This is a genomic window from Formosa sp. Hel1_31_208, from assembly GCF_900104785.1.
In the GTDB taxonomy this organism is placed as follows: domain Bacteria; phylum Bacteroidota; class Bacteroidia; order Flavobacteriales; family Flavobacteriaceae; genus Psychroserpens.
In genome coordinates this window covers 1348043-1366115 of the sequence record NZ_LT629733.1, presented here as the reverse complement: position 1 = coordinate 1366115, position 18073 = coordinate 1348043, and the positions used below count along the sequence as shown (strand labels likewise).

Genomic DNA, 18073 nt, shown 5'->3' with positions numbered 1-18073 from the left:
TCCCTTGTAAATCAGGTTTTAATCTTTATGGACATCAAAGGTGACCTTATCATTGTCATCAATGACTTTGTAAACCCCAAAAGGTGCTCCTTTATCAATAATTGCATAGCTGTAATCTGCTTCCAAATTATTAAGATACGTTGAATTCTCACTTAAATAAGAAAACAACACTCTAAACAGATTCACATTACTTTTCAATTCGGTATCATATCCTGAAGCATCCTCAGGCCATTTAATGGCTAAAGCCGACGTATATATCGAATATATCAAATCACGATCTGTTTGTTTTGCTCTGGCCTGCAATGTATGATCTAAACCCACAAAACCACCATGATCAGCTACAATAACAATTAAACTATTCTTATCATTGGTTTCAATCGTCGTTACCAAATCCATCAACCATGTATTAGCTGTATTCAGATTCTCCAAATAATGTGCTCGCTCTACCAACATACCCTCTGAGGATCGCCCTGTATTAGCCACATGTCCAGGACTTATCTTTTCGATAAAATAAAAATTATGAGTCTTTGAGTTATTCATAATCGCTTCTTTAAGATCTGCATTAACATCTTTATACAAATCAAAACCTCTTGACAAAAAGGGAACTTCATCATAACTTATATTACAATAATCGTAAGCTATTTTCGGTCTATTGAGCAATAAATACGGTGTTTCAAGAATTAAAAAAGAGTTGTAATCATTTGCTTTAAGCGCAGAAACTACAGGATTGTTACCAACAATCAAATTTCTTGCATTATATAGTTCATTTGCTCCTGGTTTCGGTGAATGATAGTAATGATGTTTCATTCCAAACATGGAAGTATTTGAACTTAAAGTGGTATTATAATTACTTCGGAAATCTCCATAGGTTTTAAAATTCCGCTCAGACAAAAACTCCTCGAATGCCGTATTATCGAACTTATAAATACTGTTTTTTAATTCTGAAAAATTAGCATAACCATCAGGTTGAATGATATATATGTTGGGTTTCTTTTTAAATTGAACGGAAGCGATGTCATCGACTGGAACCATCCATTCATTTGAATGGGTAAAATGTTTATAGACATCTGGAATTAACTTTACAGCTACAAAAGCGGCAAGCAATAATTGAAATACGATTATTTTATTTATGTGTTTGCGTAATAGTAAACCTAGAAGCACACCAACTATTAATCCGACACTAAGATGAAATGCATCTAAACCTGTAGTGCTTAATAAGAGTAACACAATAAAACTAGTCAGATTTAAAACTGACAGTGTAAATGGTCTTAGTGTTTTTAATAATTCAAGTGTATCGACGAGTCGCTTGAGAACGACAAAACCAGCAACAGGTATGATGATATAAATACTCAGAAAGTATAACAAGTGACCCCAAGAATTTACTTGTGAGAAATTGGTATTGTAATAGTGAAATAGTGGATGTAAACCAGCAGCCAATGCTGCAATGACCGGCAATTCTTTATGACTTTCTAAGAAGTTAATGACTTTAAGACGAAACTTATTGAACATCTTTAACGCTTAATAGATACATGACACGTTCGCTATTATCAATTCCGATTTTCTCGGAAATATCAAAATATTTTAAATATGCCAATTCAAAATTAGCAATCGTATAAAAATCAAAGTGCCCTTTAAATTCACCTTTGGTATTTAACAAACGTTGTACCCATGAATCATTGCGCTTTGGGAATTCGATAATAAGATGCTTTGAAAACGATGCAAAGAAGGCTGCAGACATTTCAAAAGGTATATTCCCGCTCAAGGTCATATGATGAATGACTGCTAAAGCCATTGTCATATCTGGCGCATACTCTGCTATTCGCTTCAAGAAAGAATCGCGCTCTTTATTATTGAATCCAGTATTGGCAGACGGGTTTAATACATCAAATACAAAAGGCAACATGTGCTGTTCCTTTTGACGTTTCAAACTCGTGAAATTTGCATCTACTGCGATGTAATCAATATCACAAACTAAAGCTTCTTTTAATTGACGATCTATCTTTCTCACAAAGGTGCCGTCATTACCTCCAACATCAATAAGTGTTTCAATATTTAGTTGCCTTATCCAAGTATTTATAATCGTCGCTTTTTGATCAAAAGCTGCTGTATTATAATTTGTTTTGTCGTAGTAATTTCCCCATTCACTCGTTCCCTTCAGGTTCATTTCCTTGATATAATCATAGAGACCTTTAACGATGTTGAGTTGTGCGTTTTTGGAAAGCTTACTAACTTTAGAGTCCCCTTTATAATCCTCGCTATATTTATCTTCAAATTTAGCCAATAAATGAATATTCGTGTATAAAAATGGATTGAGCTTCGTTTTAAAAGGAAGCATTGACGCTGCCATTTTAATGGGCACACCATCTATAAAACTATTCATTAATTTCAAGGTTTCTGCACCATTATATTTTGCTAATAATAGTGGTGCAAAAAAATGCATCATAAACTGTTTATAAGCTCTCCATGGAGCATCTTCCTGATAAAAATCAAAAGAAAGCGTATCTATAAAGATCATTTTACCTTTATAGAACGTTATATTAAACGCGGAAGCATCCTTTAAAGAAAACCCATGTTCTAGTGCAAATTTTTGAAGCTTAAGTGTGAGTAGCGCAGCTTCCTTATACTGATTAAAACTCCATTCATACGGATAGGTTATAAACGGAATTTGCTCTGGCTGTATAATGATTTCTGTATCACTTATTGAAAGTTCCTTGTGCGGAATTAACAAGCCTGCCTGATGTAATGTATTGAAGAACTTTGTTGATTTAAGAGCTTCGTATTGTTTAAAGTAGAGCGGAGAAATAGAACGTTTAATCACCCCTTGGTCAACAAAAATAAAACCAGATGGATCTCTAAAGGAAGAAGAATGTCTATTGTTTGTCGTCACTATTTGATTTGCTTTCTACATCAGAATCTTTGACATCAATATCGTCAAAAACGTCATCGTCATGTTTAACAAGACCAAAAAACGTTTTGATTTTATACATCAAATTCTTAGAAAATAATACAACTCCTGCAATAGCTGCGGCAATGACTTGCAAAACCAAAGCCCCTAATCCTGGATCAAAATATAAGAAGTGTATCATTTTAAATTTTTGTAAATATAGAAAACTAAACATAAAAAAGGAATCCAAGTATGGATTCCTTTTTTAGTCTGTTCTGTTATGTAATTAAATACTCTTATTACGTTTACGTTCTACTTCAGTTAGATGTACTTTACGCAATCTTAAGAAGTTAGGTGTTACCTCAACATATTCATCTTTTTGAATGTATTCTAATGCTTCTTCTAATGAGAATTTTATAGCAGGTACAATCTTAGCTTTATCATCTGCTCCAGATGAACGAACATTACTCATTTTTTTGGTTTTAGTAATATTCACCGCCATATCATCACCACGAGAATTCTCTCCAATCACTTGACCTTCATAAATATCTTCTCCTGGATCTACAAAAAACTTACCTCTATCTTGTAATTTATCAATTGAATATGGAATAGCTTGTCCTTTTTCCATTGATACTAGAGATCCGTTTTGACGTTCTGGAATACCTCCTTTTAATGGTTGGTACTCTTTAAAACGGTGTGCCATAATCGCCTCGCCAGCGGTTGCAGTTAATAACTGGTTACGCAAACCAATAATACCTCTTGAAGGTACCATAAACTCACATACCATACGCTCGCCTTTAGCGACCATACTTAACATTTCACCTTTACGCATCGTTACCATTTCAATGGCTTTACCAGAAACAGTTTCAGGTAAATCAATAGTCATTTCTTCAATTGGCTCACATTTTACACCATCAATTTCTTTGATGATGACTTGTGGTTGTCCAATTTGCATTTCGTAACCTTCACGACGCATGGTTTCAATTAATACCGATAAGTGTAATACACCACGACCAAAAACCATGAACTTATCTGCGCTATCAGTGGCCTCTACTTTAAGGGCTAAGTTTTTTTCTAGTTCTTTAGCTAAACGATCTTTAATATGACGAGATGTGACATACTTTCCATCTTTACCAAAGAAAGGCGAATCATTAATCGTAAATAGCATACTCATTGTAGGCTCATCAATAGCTATTGTTTTTAAACCTTCAGGGGTTTCCCAATCGGCAACGGTATCACCAATTTCAAAACCTTCCAAACCAACAATTGCACAAATATCTCCTGTTTGTACGCTATCAACTTTTAAACGGCCTAGACCTTCAAAAACATGAAGTTCTTTAATTTTAGATTTTTGGATACTACCATCTCTCTTTACTAGGGAGATATTTTGTCCAGTCTTTAATTCTCCACGTGTCAAACGCCCTATGGCGATACGACCTGTAAATGAAGAAAAGTCTAAAGATGTAATTAACATTTGAGTTGTTCCTTCTTCTATTTTTGGAGCTGGAATATGTTCGATAACCATATCCAATAGAGGCTCGATATTTTCAGTCTCATCTTGCCAATCATCACTCATCCAGTTATTTTTGGCAGAACCATAAACCGTCGGGAAATCTAATTGCCACTCTTCTGCACCGAGTTCAAACATAAGATCAAACACCTTTTCATGAACTTCATCAGGCGTACAGTTTTCTTTATCTACTTTATTAATAACCACACAAGGTTTCAAACCTAAATCAATCGCTTTTTGCAATACAAAACGCGTTTGAGGCATTGGGCCTTCAAAAGCATCAACTAATAACAACACACCATCTGCCATATTTAACACACGCTCTACTTCACCTCCAAAATCGGCGTGACCTGGTGTATCAATGATATTAATTTTTGTGTCTTTATAGATTACAGATACGTTTTTTGAAGTTATTGTAATTCCTCTTTCACGCTCTAAATCGTTATTATCTAGAATGAGATCACCAGTATTCTGATTCTCTCTAAACAGTTGACAGTGATACATGATTTTGTCTACCAAAGTTGTTTTACCGTGATCGACGTGAGCAATAATTGCTATGTTTTTGATATTAGCCATAATGATGCCTTATTTTAAGCGTGCAAATGTACGTTAAATTCCCATTAAAATTTGATTCTTTGCCAAGAAATAAAATTGACGGTTTTTTACACACCCTGGAAGCTGCATTAATAGCGTGAAATTTAGCTAAAATACTGATGCTTAAGCCCATTCAAGTTTCTTTTCATGCGCGATCGTATTTATGAAACTTTAGTTAATTAAATGTTATACTGATTTCAAAACATAATTTCTGTTCGTATCTTTCGTTATTAATTTGATTAATAGTAAATAGCCACTTTAACCAGCCATTTTAAGGCCATTTACATCTGAATATTTTAACAGATGCAAAACATAAACAAATACTCAAAATTTATACCTTACCTCTACTTTTTGGCGGTCATTGTATATTGGTTTACAGACGTCAACAGAAGCGAAGGTATTACAGCATATCCAATTCTTTTGTTTGCGATTCCATTTTTATGGCAATTGGTAAAACCAAACAAAAAACTCAATTTTACCTTAGGAATTTCCTTTGTATGCCTATCCTCATATATGATATTGGCTTACCTCTCAGACCTCTTTAATATTGTTCATGTCACGAGTCAAACGAAGCATTTCATGGTTTACGGTGGCTTATTTGTAGTTGCCAACTTTATCATGGCCTTATGGATGATAAGAAATAGTCTTAACCGAAGCTTTTAATATGTATCTTTGCTGCTCAAATTTGAAATTTTTAAGCAGATGCATTTATCAGAGGTACCAAAACTGAAACATACCGATTCCAATAACTTTTTTCTCCTATGCGGACCATGCGCCATTGAGGGTGAAGATATGGCGTTACGAATTGCAGAAAAGGTGCTCACCATAACTGATAAATTACACATTCCGTATGTGTTTAAAGGCAGTTTCAAAAAAGCCAACCGAAGTAGAATTGATAGTTTTACTGGCATTGGTGATGAGAAAGCGCTTAAAATTCTTCAGAAAGTCTCGCAAACTTTTGACATACCAACCGTTACTGATATTCATGAGTCCTCTGATGCAGAAAGAGCTGCTGAATATGTTGATGTGCTTCAAATTCCTGCTTTTTTGGTACGCCAGACCGATTTAGTCGTTGCTGCTGCTCAAACTGGCAAGGTTGTCAATCTCAAAAAAGGACAGTTTATGAGCCCAGAAGCGATGAAACACGCTGTTCAAAAAGTTAAAGATGCTGGAAGTAATAAAGCTTGGATTACTGATCGCGGTACTATGTTTGGATACCAAGACATGATTGTAGATTTTAGAGGTATCCCAACAATGAGAGCTATTGCTCCTACAGTACTTGATGTTACGCATTCATTACAACAACCAAATCAAAGTGTTGGTGTAACAGGCGGACGACCAGATATGATAGAAACAATTGCCAGAGCTGGTGTGGTTAATAATGTGGATGGTTTATTTATTGAAACACACTTCGATCCTGCGAATGCAAAAAGTGATGGTGCTAATATGTTGCATTTAGATAATCTTGAGCATCTGCTCAACAATCTAGTTGCGATTAGAAAAACAGTTAATAGTCTTTAAAACATGTTAGACGACTTAGAAATAAGGGAAGCCACTTTAGAAGATCTTCCAGAAATCACTTCTATATTTAGAGACACTATTCGTGCTGTAAATAGCAGAGATTACTCTGAAAAACAAATAGAAGCGTGGTCATCTGGTGCAGATGATACAGAAGTTTGGGAGGACCGAATTACTAATCTTTATTTTATTGTCGCCGAATACAAAAATGAAATTGTTGGATTTGCTCATGTCAAAAAAGGCTGCCATTTAGATGGACTTTACGTTCATAAAAACTATCAAAGGCGGACTATTGGTTCTAAATTATTGCGTATTGTAGAATCACATATCATGGCAGAAGGCTACGAAATCATAAATGCTGATGCCAGTATAACTGCGGTTGATTTTTTTGATTCTCACTACTTTGACCAAATTAAAAAACAAAAGAAATCTTACAAAGGAATGGGCTTTGCTTCTTCTATTTTTTCTAAAGAATTATAACGCTTATTTCAAAAAAGACTTGTTTTTGTGTTTCTCAACTTCTTCAAGAATACGAATCAAAATCTCATCATTAATATCATCTAAAGTGTTATAACGGAGCGATTTCACGACCTTTCGGTTTTCTGTCACCAGATGCTCGGTGTGTTTTGTTATATGAGCCGAATGCCAAAAGCCTACATCTATATAATTTTTACTTTGATTGAGATAGCAAATAGGTCTTGTCCCTATATAATAACACGGGATACGCCATTTATATTTTAGTTCAGCGTCTGGAAACACATGCTCAATAAGAATCTGTACATGCAACAAGATTGATTTATAAGGCTCAGGCTGTTTTAATATGTAGACTTCTGCAGGATTCAAACCACTTTAAAAAATACGCAGGATACCAATAATTAAAATGGCAATACCAATGATCGCCTTAAATGGCATCAACTTATCCGAAAGTTTTTTCAATGAATCACCAAGCGCAGGAACTTTCCCCACAGAGTGTGTCACTAATAAAAATCCACCCATAACGCTTACAATATTTAAAAGGACACTATGACCTCCAAAAATTCGAATAAGACCAATAACGACTAGCGCACCACCAATAACTGTTTGAAAAGGAGCCAATACGCCAGCAATTTTATTGAAGACGTTCCTTTCTCCATCCCATTTATCTAAAGTTGCTAGTCCGAGTAATACACCACCCGAAATGTTGGCAATCGTTAAAAGTAATCCAATCATGATATATGAGTATTGAAGGTTGAACTCTAAATGTAACCAATATCCAATAAAAATTATTTGTAAAACCCGAATAATTTTGTTTTTCTTGTCATCTTCAGAGATGTGTCAACTCCTCTTTGAACCCAATCTAGAAGCTTGGGTTTTTACTATAACTTTTGGGTCTTTTTTAGCGGTTTCCTATTGGTTATTAAAAGCGTTTTCTAGATGATGAGAGTAAGCTACTCAAAGCCATCCACATAATCTTGCAAATATTTAAAACGTTCGGTAAGCTTGCCATCATCAGTAGTAATTTTTGCACGCTTTAAAATACCGCGTTGGTCATCATTAAAAAAGGCTGGAATCACATGCTCTAAAAACATCTCTCCAAAGCCTTCGCTGGCATCTTTTGGTAATTCACAAGGCAAGTTATCTACTGCCATAACGGTTATGGCTTCAGGTGCATCAAAAGGAACCTCTCCTTCAGTATGCGGGTCATAACCATAAAACGGATTTGCAATAGTGGAAGGTCTTATGGTACTGGCTACTGGACCGTCAATATCGCAAGAAATATCGGCGACTAGGTTGATTCTAAACCCTGGATCTTTGGCATCTTCTTTTGTAAATAAATACGGTGCATTATTTCCATAAAAATGACCCGCAATAAAGTAATCGGTTTCTTTAGCATAGGGCATAAAATTACTTTCATAACCTGATGGATCTTTATAGAATTCCCATTTATTTCCTACTTTTCCATCTATTCTTTTCGCATATTCCATGACATCTGCCATGACGTAAACTGGCTCACTAAACTGAGTGGTTAAATATAAAGCATCACTCACTTGTTTGATCTTCAAGTGGTCGAGAATTTCTTTGGCTCCCATGGCGACTTTTCCAGTTCCCGAAAGTAAAATTTTAATATTTGGTAAGGTAATTTTATCTAATTCGGTTTTAACTTCATCTAAGTCGGCTAGTGTTTCTACTTTAGGCAATTCAAATAATCCATCTCGTATGCCCAATGCTCGGAATCCGTTGTAGGCACCAACCAAACCAGCATAACGCCCAAAACCAATGAGTCGTGCGCCACTCTGTTTCACGATGGTTTCATGATCATACATTTCGATATGTTTATTGAGCATATCAACGAGTAACTTTCTATTGTAAGGTTGTTTTTTGATGGTATGTGAAAAGAAGAAGTATTTTTTATTCGGTATTAAATGTTCTACTGGGACTTCTTTAACACCAATCATCACATCACAATCAGACACATCATGGGTAACGGTAAACCCTTGTGCTTTATAGGCATCATCTGAAAACACGCGGATATCTGAAGACTCGACGACAAATTCAGCTTGAGGAAATTGCGCTCTTGTTTCTGCTAATTTTTCAGGAGAGAACACAACGCGTCTATCCGGTGGGTTCTTACGTTCTTTGATGATGGCGAATTTCATAATATTTTTATTTTTATTCTGGTAATATAAAATTAATAGTTATTGTTCTATTCATCCCGAAAGTTATCGGGACGAATCAAAACATCATATCAAAATTAGGAAATTGCTAAAGCAGCTTTCGCTTTCGGAATTTTGTGCTAGAAGCTATGCTTCGCATCTATATTCCTACGCTCATTATTTCTGAATTTTGACGGAACTTACAAGACTGGATATTGAGTTCTAATTTCTATAACATTTGACAATCTTGAATTTATAACCTCATTAGCTTTAAAACAGAATAAACACTGCAAACTGACAACGGATTACTGACAACTAATATTTGGTACAAAATTTGCACGAAAATAGGAGTAAATGTAGGCTTATACAAACTTTTTGATAACTTTGCCTTTAGTTCGCCGAAGCTTTATGCGAAGGTGAGCATGCGTTAAGGATTGCAGCGACATCCTTTTGTTTTTACAAAAGATATAGCGGAAAGCCTGACCTCAATTACGCGAAACGCTTCGTTGAGCAAGTGAGGGAACGCCCAACCTCTGCAAATGCTTGGGTTGGTAAACATAATAATTACTAAAAAGGGGTCGACTGGTTTTGACAGCGAGACTCATTAAATGGTAAGCACGTCGTGTAATGACATTGAAACACGTAAAAGGCTAGGTCAACTTTTTAAACGGCGAGAATAACTACGCTTTAGCTGCATAATCTGAATCACAGTAAGATTAAGCCTCGTCCTACTAGGTAGGAATGCTAAATGTCTCCAGAAAGCCTTGGTTAATGGCGTTCTTAATAGAGGCATCGTAAATATTGACTTAGATGAGGTAGTGCTTTGATACCTTTTCGAGATTAAGAAGCTAAGTGGTACGTGGGCTGTCTTTTGCCAGTTTACCATCGAAAATCTAATGAAAGAATAAACGTGTAGAAAGCTCTTTAATAGCTTGTTTGGACGAGAGTTCGATTCTCTCCGACTCCACAATTAAGGGTAGCTTAATAACAGTTTTATGCCTAAAAAGCGCAACAAGTTTTACTTGATTGCGCTTTGTTGTTTAAAAATGTAAAGTCAAAACACTTTAAGATACATTTACACTATGGGAGTGATTGAGAACAGTGAAACTAATCGCTCCGACTCCACTTTTTTCAACCTCAACTTATTGTTAATCATTTTGTTGAGGTTTTTATTAGTCAACTTTTAGTCAACATTTTAAAAATATCTAATTTTTTGCTTATTGTTAATTCAATATTAATGCAAGTAATTTTTGAAATTATATCAAATCAACTTTTTCCGATTGAGAATAGCCTACAATGATAAAAAAATTAATTATTAAAAAAATATGATTGTTAATTTTCATGATGTTGGTTTCAAATCACTGGTAACGGTCTCGTATAAGCGCAGTAGCGGATTATACGCTCTCGCTATTGGGTTTAGCAATATACTTAAATAAAAGCAAAAACGGTTAGAGTTTAAACCCAAACCGCTATTGCGTTTATACAATGTTGTGGTTAGTTTTTTATTCCACTTTTGTAAGTATAACATCAGTTGGAACACTAAATTCAGGTGCTTCATTCATTTTTACACCTTGATAACTCTTTCGTTCTATTTTCCAAGAAGCAGTTACTGTACCTCCTGAATTTGTAATGATTTCCATCGTTAGAGCTCCTTTTTTTAGATGATAATATATTGAATCATCAACTGTATTGTCATTTATTGTACCTCCAACAGATTGATTATCGCCACCTAACCAAATAACGAATGGAAGCCACCCAGAATTATTCCCTTCAAATTTTTCTTTATCAGAACAGTATATATATTGCTCTAAAGTACCAAGACCATTACTTGTAACTTGTACTTTTTCGTAATGTCCTGAAATCTGTATATTTCCATTTGCGTCGGATTCACCATTCTCCCAAAGAATAACTCTGAATATTTCATTCCCTACTTGGTGTTCCCAAGTTCCAATAAAAATGTCTTGAGCTTGAATTTGTAATGAAAATAAACTTAAAAATGTAATTGTTAATATGTAAATAAATTTTTTCATTTTTTCTATGCTTTTATGCTGCATATTTTTAAAATTCTCAGCGTAGACGTGTTTCATAAGAGCTGCTGCATTACATATTATATGTTGAATACATAAAAATCAAAATAACATAAAACTCTTTTGATAAGGAATATAGAATGCGTAAAGTAGCCTTTTCAATTAGGGAACGGTAGATTCTATTTGTATTAACTCCTGGTATTGGTCAAGACCTAGCTGCCTTTAACGTCTAAAACGGATTTGCTAGCACTCACAGAACCAGCAATGACTTATCACCTTTCTTGTGCTTTCGCTATTTTTTTAATTCTTCATTAATCAATGTAACGATTTCAGATGTATCAGTTCTAAGTGTCTCAAGTTTATCTATCGCGTCTTTGTTAATCCAAAAATGAACAGCTGCATTGTTTAAATACTCCATCTTTTTAGTTCTTAAATGATTTGCTAGTTCTTCAATGGATTGTTTTCCAAACAAGAATGCCGACACAGGTTCAAATCTCATTACGCTATTATTGTATGTAAATGGTGCATCATTTGGAAGTGCCCATTCCGTTCCGATTTTAATCCATTCGGCTACTTGCTTGTACTGTGCATAATGTTTAACCAATTTTTCTCTAAGTTCTGTGTTCTTTATATCCTTTAAATTTCCCGTACTTGAAAGGTCGTCAAAGGTCGATGTTGATGAAGAAAAAATTGGATAGATACTGCCGTATCCAAAAAAATCATTCGTAGCGGTAACAAGCACGCTGTCATTAATTTCAGCAGAATTTAACGCCAAGGAAAGTTTTTCAATTGATTCAATTCCTTTTTCTAAATCCGAAATATTATTTGTGAATGTGTTGATGTCCTCTTTGTTTTCTGAGAGTAAACGTTTCAAATACAAATTCTCTTTACTCGCAGACTTACGATTTTCATTCCAGTTATTAATTTGCAAGGCTATTAATATTCCAATAACAACAAGGATAATTTCACCAATAGCATATTTGATATACCTGCCTGTCCGACCGGCAGGCTTTCCTGCTTTGTTTTCACTCATAAGGTTAAATCTAATTCGTCTAAAGAACTTTATCATAGTTTAATTTGTCTTTTTTATATTTCCGCAAGCGGCTATCTCAACTAAAGGTCTACCAGACTTTTGATTTTGCCTAACAAAATTCTGTTTCGATCATTTAATAAATTTAATCATTTATCAGCGGTTGGTCATAGTTTCTTTTCCGAAGCTTTAGCGTAGGAATAATGAAGCACAACGTGTTCTTGAATGATTAGTTGAGGCAAATCAGCTATGCTTTTCTGCCGTAATTGAAAGATAGCAAATTGCAATGAATTCCGATTAGGACACGAGCACCAAGTGCGAACTGGCGAAGCAATTCAGCCGCAATGAGTTATACACGGTGTTGTGCTTTCGTTATTTTTTATATTCTAATTCCAAATTAATTTGCTCGATTAAATTCTGGTTCATTTCTAATAAATTTTTGTTGTTTACAAGTAGATAGTTATTAATCGCTATACTCCACCCAGCACTCTGTTTTAGCTTTTTGTAAGCAGGCGAATCTTTATCACTAAAGAATTTTTTGGCAAAAGGTAATCTATCATCTTCAGTTTTCCAGAACCAAAAATCAGTAAAATCAGGTCCATAAAATAAGGCTCTAAATTCTTTTCTGCCTTCTCTATGCTGATATATGCTCTCATCTAAATATTGATAATATTCTAAAATACTATTAACTAAGCTGTCGTTCGATAGATTATAAATTCTACCAGAATTCAGCATTTCGTTATAGGTCGTTTTTCGTGGGTTTAAATCTCTATGTACTGCGCCACCATAATTCATTACTTCCTTTATTTCATTATCTGATAATAATGAGTTTTTAATAATAATATTCTTGGCATCAACTAAATAGTCATTACGTTTAGTGTAAAACTTGATGTTTTTTAAATACCGTCCATTATCGCTTTTTAAATCTTGTGTTAGTTTTTGTAATGTTACTTTTTCTTCTGATTGGATTCGCTTTTCATTTTTCCATTCGTTAATTGTTAAAGCCATCAAAATTCCAATAACAACAAGGATAATTTCACCAATAGCATATTTGATATACCTGCCTGTCCGGCCGGCAGGCTTTCCTGTTTTGTTTTCACTCATAAGGTTAAATCTAATTCGTCTAAAGAACTTTATCATAGTTTAATTTGTCTTTTTAATCTCTCCGCAAGCGGCTATCTCAACCAAAGGTCTACCAGAACTTTGATTTTGCCTAACAAAATTCTGTTTCGATAATATCATTGGTTAATGGTTGGCCTGAATAAACCAAAAGGTTATAAGCAGGTTAAATAGAATCATTTTTATTTTGTTTTTACTAACTCTTGTTCTATAGATTCTACTAGTCCTTCAGCCCTAGATTTGACCACTTTAAAAATATCTAGCACTGCTAATTTTCTGGATATCGCATACCTAATTTGATTTCTGCTTTTAATGGAAGATAATTCTTTTATAAAAGTAGTTTTCCTTTCAGATTCATTTTCTAAAAAGGGCATTGAAAGCGTATCATTAAGTATTGGTGCTTCAAAGCGTTCACCTAACCTCCAATAATCAGTTGCTTTTAATGCATATTCAAAATCCCATGAAACTCCCATTTCTAAATAATTGGATATTGTCGTGTAATAAGTAGTAATTGAGTTTAATAATTCGTCCGAATCAAGAATTTTAGTAACACCAACATTCTTTAATTTTTCATATGTAAGATCGACAAGCTTATATCTAGTGCTGTTCGTTGGTAATAAATTATATATGGAATCGCTGGAGAATAATTGGTAATCTTCGGAAATTAAAAGCGTCCGACTAGAATTAATATGTTGGTTGAAATTATTAATCTCTAGATCAAGTATCTGAATATCCGTTTTTAGATCCTTTATCATATTCTCCAATAAACCAATCGTTTGACTGTTTTCTTTACGTTTTTCATTCCAATTATTTATTTGTAATGCGAGCAATATACCAATCATTACCAAGACTATTTCTCCCAAAGCATACTTGAAATACTTTCCAGTTTTATTTTTTTCCATAAGGTCTTTTCTTATATTTCTAAAAAATTTAATCATTGGTTTTACGTCGTTTTTATATTTCCGCAAGCGGCTATCTCCACCAAATGTCCACAGGACATTCGATTTTACTTTGCAAAATTGTATTTCGATAATCTAAAGAATTTTATCATTAGTCTTTAGGTTGCGTTAATCGAATAATCTCATTGATGTGGTTTTCTATGGGTTCTCCTTCTATGGCCTGAATAACACCTCTTAAATGATTTCTTCGGCCGATAACCATATTTTGATATGTTATGGTAGTTCTGGCGGCCAGATTCCTTTTTGTGTCTTTTCCTGTATAATCAAATTTTTCCCTAAAATAAGGCCAAAGGAAGTTATTCAAATACTGAAAGTAAGCATTTTCATCTTCTTGATAGTCGAGCAATACATCTTTCCAAGAGACCAGATATTTTTGTAAATCTTCATCTTGGATTAATTGAAGTGAACTTGAACTGACTGCGGATTCTACAGAGCTAGAATATGGATTATAGGAGATGCCTTGTATTTGATCATTGTATTTCATAAAAGCTGCATGCTTTAGAGTATCTAACTTTAGTGGGAATAAATCAATCATGTTTTCCAAGGCGTTAAGTCCGATATAGTTAATAGCCTTAATAGAGTCAAAACTCACTTTATTTTGGATAAAATCTCTATGGATATTGTCTAATAGTTTACGCTCGCTAATTCGGTCTTTGCGTTCTTGATTCCAGTTGCTTACTTGTAATGCTAGAAGTATTCCAATCATGACAAGTACAATTTCTCCAATGGCATATTTAAAGTACTTCCCAGTTTTGTTTTCCATAAGTAAGTTTTGTCTAATTTTTCGAAAGAATTTTATCATAATTTTCTTTTTTCTACACCCATTTCAGTGATAAGTTCATTTATATTACTCTGTATACTTTGCAATAGCGTTAAAGATGAAGTAGATTGACCTGTAATGTATTTACATTGTAACTGAAGCTCATGAAAGTTAGTTTCAAAGTTTTTCATGTCTATCTTATTGTGTTCAAAATTTGAGTTTATATAAAATCCAATTTCTTTATTTAAAAAAGGTACGAGTATAGCATCAAATCGTTCATCTAAAACTTTATCAATAGATTCATATCTTTTATATTCATAATCGTATAAATCAATTAACTTTGATCTAATTGTTTCCGAATGCAATATGTCTAAGCCTTTACTAGACACTATTGAATTATATATGCCATACTTAGGGAAAAAGCTATACCTTCCATTACATAATTCATGTAAAATATTACTAATGCTATCTTCAGATATTCCACTCGTAAATTCTGATACAGTTGAATTTATTATTCTATTATGTTGCCTAGCACTTTTAACTTGAAAATCAACAATTCGTACCAGTTCAGTTGAGTCTTTCTTTAAACTAGAAAGCAAATTTTCAAAAATTTGTTTTTCAATTTTATTTGTTTTTCTAGCCTCGTTCCAATTATTTACTTGCAACGCTAGTAATATACCCAACATAACCAACACAATTTCTCCTATGGCATATTTAAAGTACTTCCCAGTTTTGTTTTCCATAAGTAAGTTTTGTCTAATTTTTCGAAAGAATTTTATCATAAATCTAATTTAAACATTTAGATTGTCCACGAGTGGGTATCTCGCCTAAATGTCCGCCGGACATTTAATTTACTATGTAAATCTTGGCTCGATAGTATCATTGGTTATTGGTTGGTTATAATGAAGGCTAACGGTTCGTTTAAATGGCGTAGTGGTGTTTAGCCGCAAAAAGCATTTTACACTTTATTGGCAACAGTTAGTTTAGTTCTTTAAAGTATTATCTATCTTTTCACTAACCTTGTCAACTTCTTTTATTAAAAGTTTAATTCCAGGATTATGCATTCCACCATGTCCAAATCCTTGGATTTCGAATAATTGTGTTTGGGTATGTCCTGTAGTTTTCATTAACCTTTCTAAATATAGATTTTCTTCATATCTACCGGCCAAATCAATATTCCTATCTCCTGTGATTAAAATTAGAGGGGGCGCATTTTCTCTCACCCGATACAATGGTGCCAACTCGTCAACTATCGTCTTAAACTTAGGCAAACCTCTTTCTTCCCTTACAGTGAAATGAGTAGCTGTTTGACCGCTTAAGGAAATCATGCCTGCAATGTTATCAGCATCTACATTAAAATTATTTAACCATTGTTTGTCCAATCCAAGCATTAAGGCAAGATAACCTCCTGCGGAATGTCCAGAAATAAATATTTTATCAGAATTTCCGCCATATGATTCAATATTATTAAACACCCAAGCGACGGCTGCTGCTGCATCCTCTATGTAAGTTGGCGCTTTTACTTTTGGTGATAAACGATAATTAACACTTATAATACATAAATCAGCATTCATTAATGCCTCAGGAAAATACTTGTTCCCATTCTTTAATCCTCCGCCGTGAAACCAAACAACTGTATTGAATTCTTTAATGTTCTCTGGGTAACGTATATCTAATTTACAACGTGATTTGGCATACTCATCCGTGTCTATGGAGTTAGCATAATATGATACATCTAGGACCTCTTTAAATGTAGTTTCATTTTGCCCAATTAATTGAATTGTAAATAATAGTGTTACAGAAATAAATAGTGCTTTTATCATATTAGTTAATTTATATATTTTTTGGTTGATGTTAGTTTCTTTCAATTGTTGCCAACGGTCTTCTGTATGGTTTGCTACGCCAGTTCAACGCTTTCTGCGTCTCTTGTGTTGCGTTGGCTAGCACTAAGTTAGTAATTACAAACCAAATAGAAAATCCGTCCACGACAACCGAAGCAATCAACTATAGACGGTGTTGGCCTTTCGTTATTTTTTTGTTTCACTTTCAATTAATTCGAGGATTTCCTTTAGTGTTTTCATAAGCCCGTTCTCCTCGGTTAATCCTTCTATTCTGCTAGACTTCGCAAGTACTGTCCACCAATTAAATTCTGAACTATTGATAATTTTTAGCCGATTAAATTTGAACCTTCCATTTGGTTGACGCTCATATAACTGACCTAGTAATGGCCAATAGAATTGAGACCTCATTTCACTAAATAAATCAGCCGATTCATTTGTGTCAAGGATAATATCGTTTAAGGAAGAAAGCTTATACCGTAATTCTCTATTGGAAATGTAATCTAATTTCCCTGAATTGATAATAGAATTGAGAATACCTGTTCTTGGATCATAGGTCATATTATAATCGTGTGCTCCTAATAATCTACCCAATTCAAGAGGTCTATTAACTTGTCTTAAGTTGGTGATTACCGAATCCAAGGTTATAATCGCATCTAGAGATGCACTGTGAGATTTTATAATCTTATCAAGAGCAACAATGTTTGATTGTATTTCTGTTCTTAAATCACGTAGTAATAGCTGTTCAATATTGCTAATTTTTCTGTTCTCATTCCAATTATTAACTTGTAGAGCCAATAATATACCAATCATTACTAACACAATTTCTCCAATGGCATATTTAATATACTTTCCAGTTTTATTTTTTTCCATAAGGTCATAGCGTATTTTTCTAAAAAACTTAATCATAGTTTAATTTGTCTTTTTAAGCTCTCCGCAAGCGGCTATCTCACCCAAATGTCCACTGGGCATTTGATTTTGCTTTGCAAAATTATGTTTCGATAATCTAAAAAACTTTATCATAAATCTAATTTAAGCATTTAGATTGTCCGCAAGCGGATATCTCGCCTAAATGTCCACCGGACATTTAATTTACTATGTAAATCTTGGCTCGATAATATCATTGGTTAGTGGTTGGTCCTAATGAAGGCTAACGTGTTCGTGTTATGGCTAGTTGCGTAGGCTAGGAACTAAGTTAGCA

Annotated in this window: 18 protein-coding genes and 1 other RNA gene; 4 read left to right on the top strand and 15 right to left on the bottom strand. The window is 34.0% G+C overall.

Features of this window, described 5'->3' with window-relative positions; genetic code table 11:
- Positions 1-18 precede the first annotated feature (18 nt).
- From BLT57_RS06115 to typA, 4 genes are all read right to left on the bottom strand, one after another.
- Entirely contained in the window at positions 19-1509 is a 1491-nt protein-coding gene (locus tag BLT57_RS06115) for a hypothetical protein (RefSeq protein ID WP_091423679.1), read from the bottom strand.
- Positions 1499-2887, bottom strand: a complete 1389-nt coding sequence (locus BLT57_RS06110) for a nodulation protein NoeA (protein ID WP_091423677.1) — start codon at positions 2885-2887, stop codon at positions 1499-1501. The genes BLT57_RS06115 and BLT57_RS06110 overlap by 11 nt, the downstream gene beginning before the upstream one ends.
- Positions 2871-3086 (bottom strand): hypothetical protein, encoded by a 216-nt coding sequence (locus BLT57_RS06105; protein ID WP_231928776.1) that lies wholly within the window; start codon positions 3084-3086, stop codon positions 2871-2873. The genes BLT57_RS06110 and BLT57_RS06105 overlap by 17 nt, the downstream gene beginning before the upstream one ends.
- Before the next feature lie 84 nt (positions 3087-3170).
- Complete coding sequence (typA, locus tag BLT57_RS06100) at positions 3171-4970, bottom strand: translational GTPase TypA (protein WP_091423674.1); 1800 nt, start codon at positions 4968-4970, stop codon at positions 3171-3173.
- A 321-nt stretch (positions 4971-5291) separates the two neighbouring features.
- Here typA and BLT57_RS06095 point away from each other — a divergent pair, with 321 nt between their 5' ends.
- Genes BLT57_RS06095 through BLT57_RS06085 form a run of 3 tightly spaced genes read left to right on the top strand, consistent with a single transcriptional unit; the run spans position 5292 to position 6986 of the window.
- Entirely contained in the window at positions 5292-5651 is a 360-nt protein-coding gene (locus BLT57_RS06095) for a hypothetical protein (RefSeq protein WP_091423672.1), read from the top strand.
- A 39-nt stretch (positions 5652-5690) separates the two neighbouring features.
- Positions 5691-6509: a 3-deoxy-8-phosphooctulonate synthase gene (gene kdsA / locus BLT57_RS06090; RefSeq protein ID WP_091423670.1), complete on the top strand. Its 819-nt coding sequence runs from the start codon at positions 5691-5693 to the stop codon at positions 6507-6509.
- Between the two features lie 3 nt (positions 6510-6512).
- A complete protein-coding gene (locus BLT57_RS06085) occupies positions 6513-6986 on the top strand; it encodes a GNAT family N-acetyltransferase (RefSeq protein WP_091423667.1) in 474 nt (157 codons plus the stop codon).
- Between the two features lie 3 nt (positions 6987-6989).
- Here the strand turns inward: BLT57_RS06085 and BLT57_RS06080 are convergent, their stop codons facing one another.
- From BLT57_RS06080 to BLT57_RS06070, 3 genes are all read right to left on the bottom strand, one after another.
- Positions 6990-7349: a DUF1801 domain-containing protein gene (locus BLT57_RS06080; protein WP_091423663.1), complete on the bottom strand. Its 360-nt coding sequence runs from the start codon at positions 7347-7349 to the stop codon at positions 6990-6992.
- A 6-nt stretch (positions 7350-7355) separates the two neighbouring features.
- A complete protein-coding gene (locus BLT57_RS06075) occupies positions 7356-7715 on the bottom strand; it encodes a hypothetical protein (RefSeq protein ID WP_091423660.1) in 360 nt (119 codons plus the stop codon).
- A 218-nt stretch (positions 7716-7933) separates the two neighbouring features.
- A complete protein-coding gene (locus BLT57_RS06070) occupies positions 7934-9142 on the bottom strand; it encodes an NAD(P)-dependent oxidoreductase (protein ID WP_091423657.1) in 1209 nt (402 codons plus the stop codon).
- A gap of 571 nt (positions 9143-9713) precedes the next feature.
- Between BLT57_RS06070 and ssrA the strand changes: the two genes are divergently transcribed.
- Positions 9714-10109, top strand: a transfer-messenger RNA (tmRNA) gene (ssrA, locus tag BLT57_RS06065).
- 532 nt (positions 10110-10641) lie between these two features.
- Here ssrA and BLT57_RS06060 read toward each other — a convergent pair.
- From BLT57_RS06060 to BLT57_RS06025, 8 genes are all read right to left on the bottom strand, one after another.
- A complete protein-coding gene (locus BLT57_RS06060; protein WP_157717128.1) occupies positions 10642-11169 on the bottom strand; it encodes a DUF6705 family protein in 528 nt (175 codons plus the stop codon).
- Between the two features lie 289 nt (positions 11170-11458).
- A complete protein-coding gene (locus BLT57_RS14160) occupies positions 11459-12199 on the bottom strand; it encodes a DUF6090 family protein (protein WP_197675478.1) in 741 nt (246 codons plus the stop codon).
- 369 nt (positions 12200-12568) lie between these two features.
- A complete protein-coding gene (locus BLT57_RS06050; protein WP_091423651.1) occupies positions 12569-13300 on the bottom strand; it encodes a DUF6090 family protein in 732 nt (243 codons plus the stop codon).
- Between the two features lie 197 nt (positions 13301-13497).
- Positions 13498-14217: a DUF6090 family protein gene (locus BLT57_RS06045; RefSeq protein ID WP_157717127.1), complete on the bottom strand. Its 720-nt coding sequence runs from the start codon at positions 14215-14217 to the stop codon at positions 13498-13500.
- Positions 14218-14365: 148 nt separating this feature from the next.
- Positions 14366-15037, bottom strand: coding sequence for a DUF6090 family protein (locus BLT57_RS06040; RefSeq protein WP_157717126.1), 672 nt, complete (start codon positions 15035-15037; stop codon positions 14366-14368).
- 35 nt (positions 15038-15072) lie between these two features.
- Complete coding sequence (locus BLT57_RS14155; protein ID WP_197675477.1) at positions 15073-15777, bottom strand: DUF6090 family protein; 705 nt, start codon at positions 15775-15777, stop codon at positions 15073-15075.
- 240 nt (positions 15778-16017) lie between these two features.
- Positions 16018-16857 carry an alpha/beta hydrolase gene (locus tag BLT57_RS06030; RefSeq protein WP_091423643.1) on the bottom strand — a complete coding sequence of 280 codons (840 nt, stop codon included), beginning with the start codon at positions 16855-16857 and terminating at the stop codon, positions 16018-16020.
- Positions 16858-17061: 204 nt separating this feature from the next.
- Entirely contained in the window at positions 17062-17745 is a 684-nt protein-coding gene (locus tag BLT57_RS06025) for a DUF6090 family protein (RefSeq protein ID WP_091423639.1), read from the bottom strand.
- Positions 17746-18073: the final 328 nt, after the last annotated feature.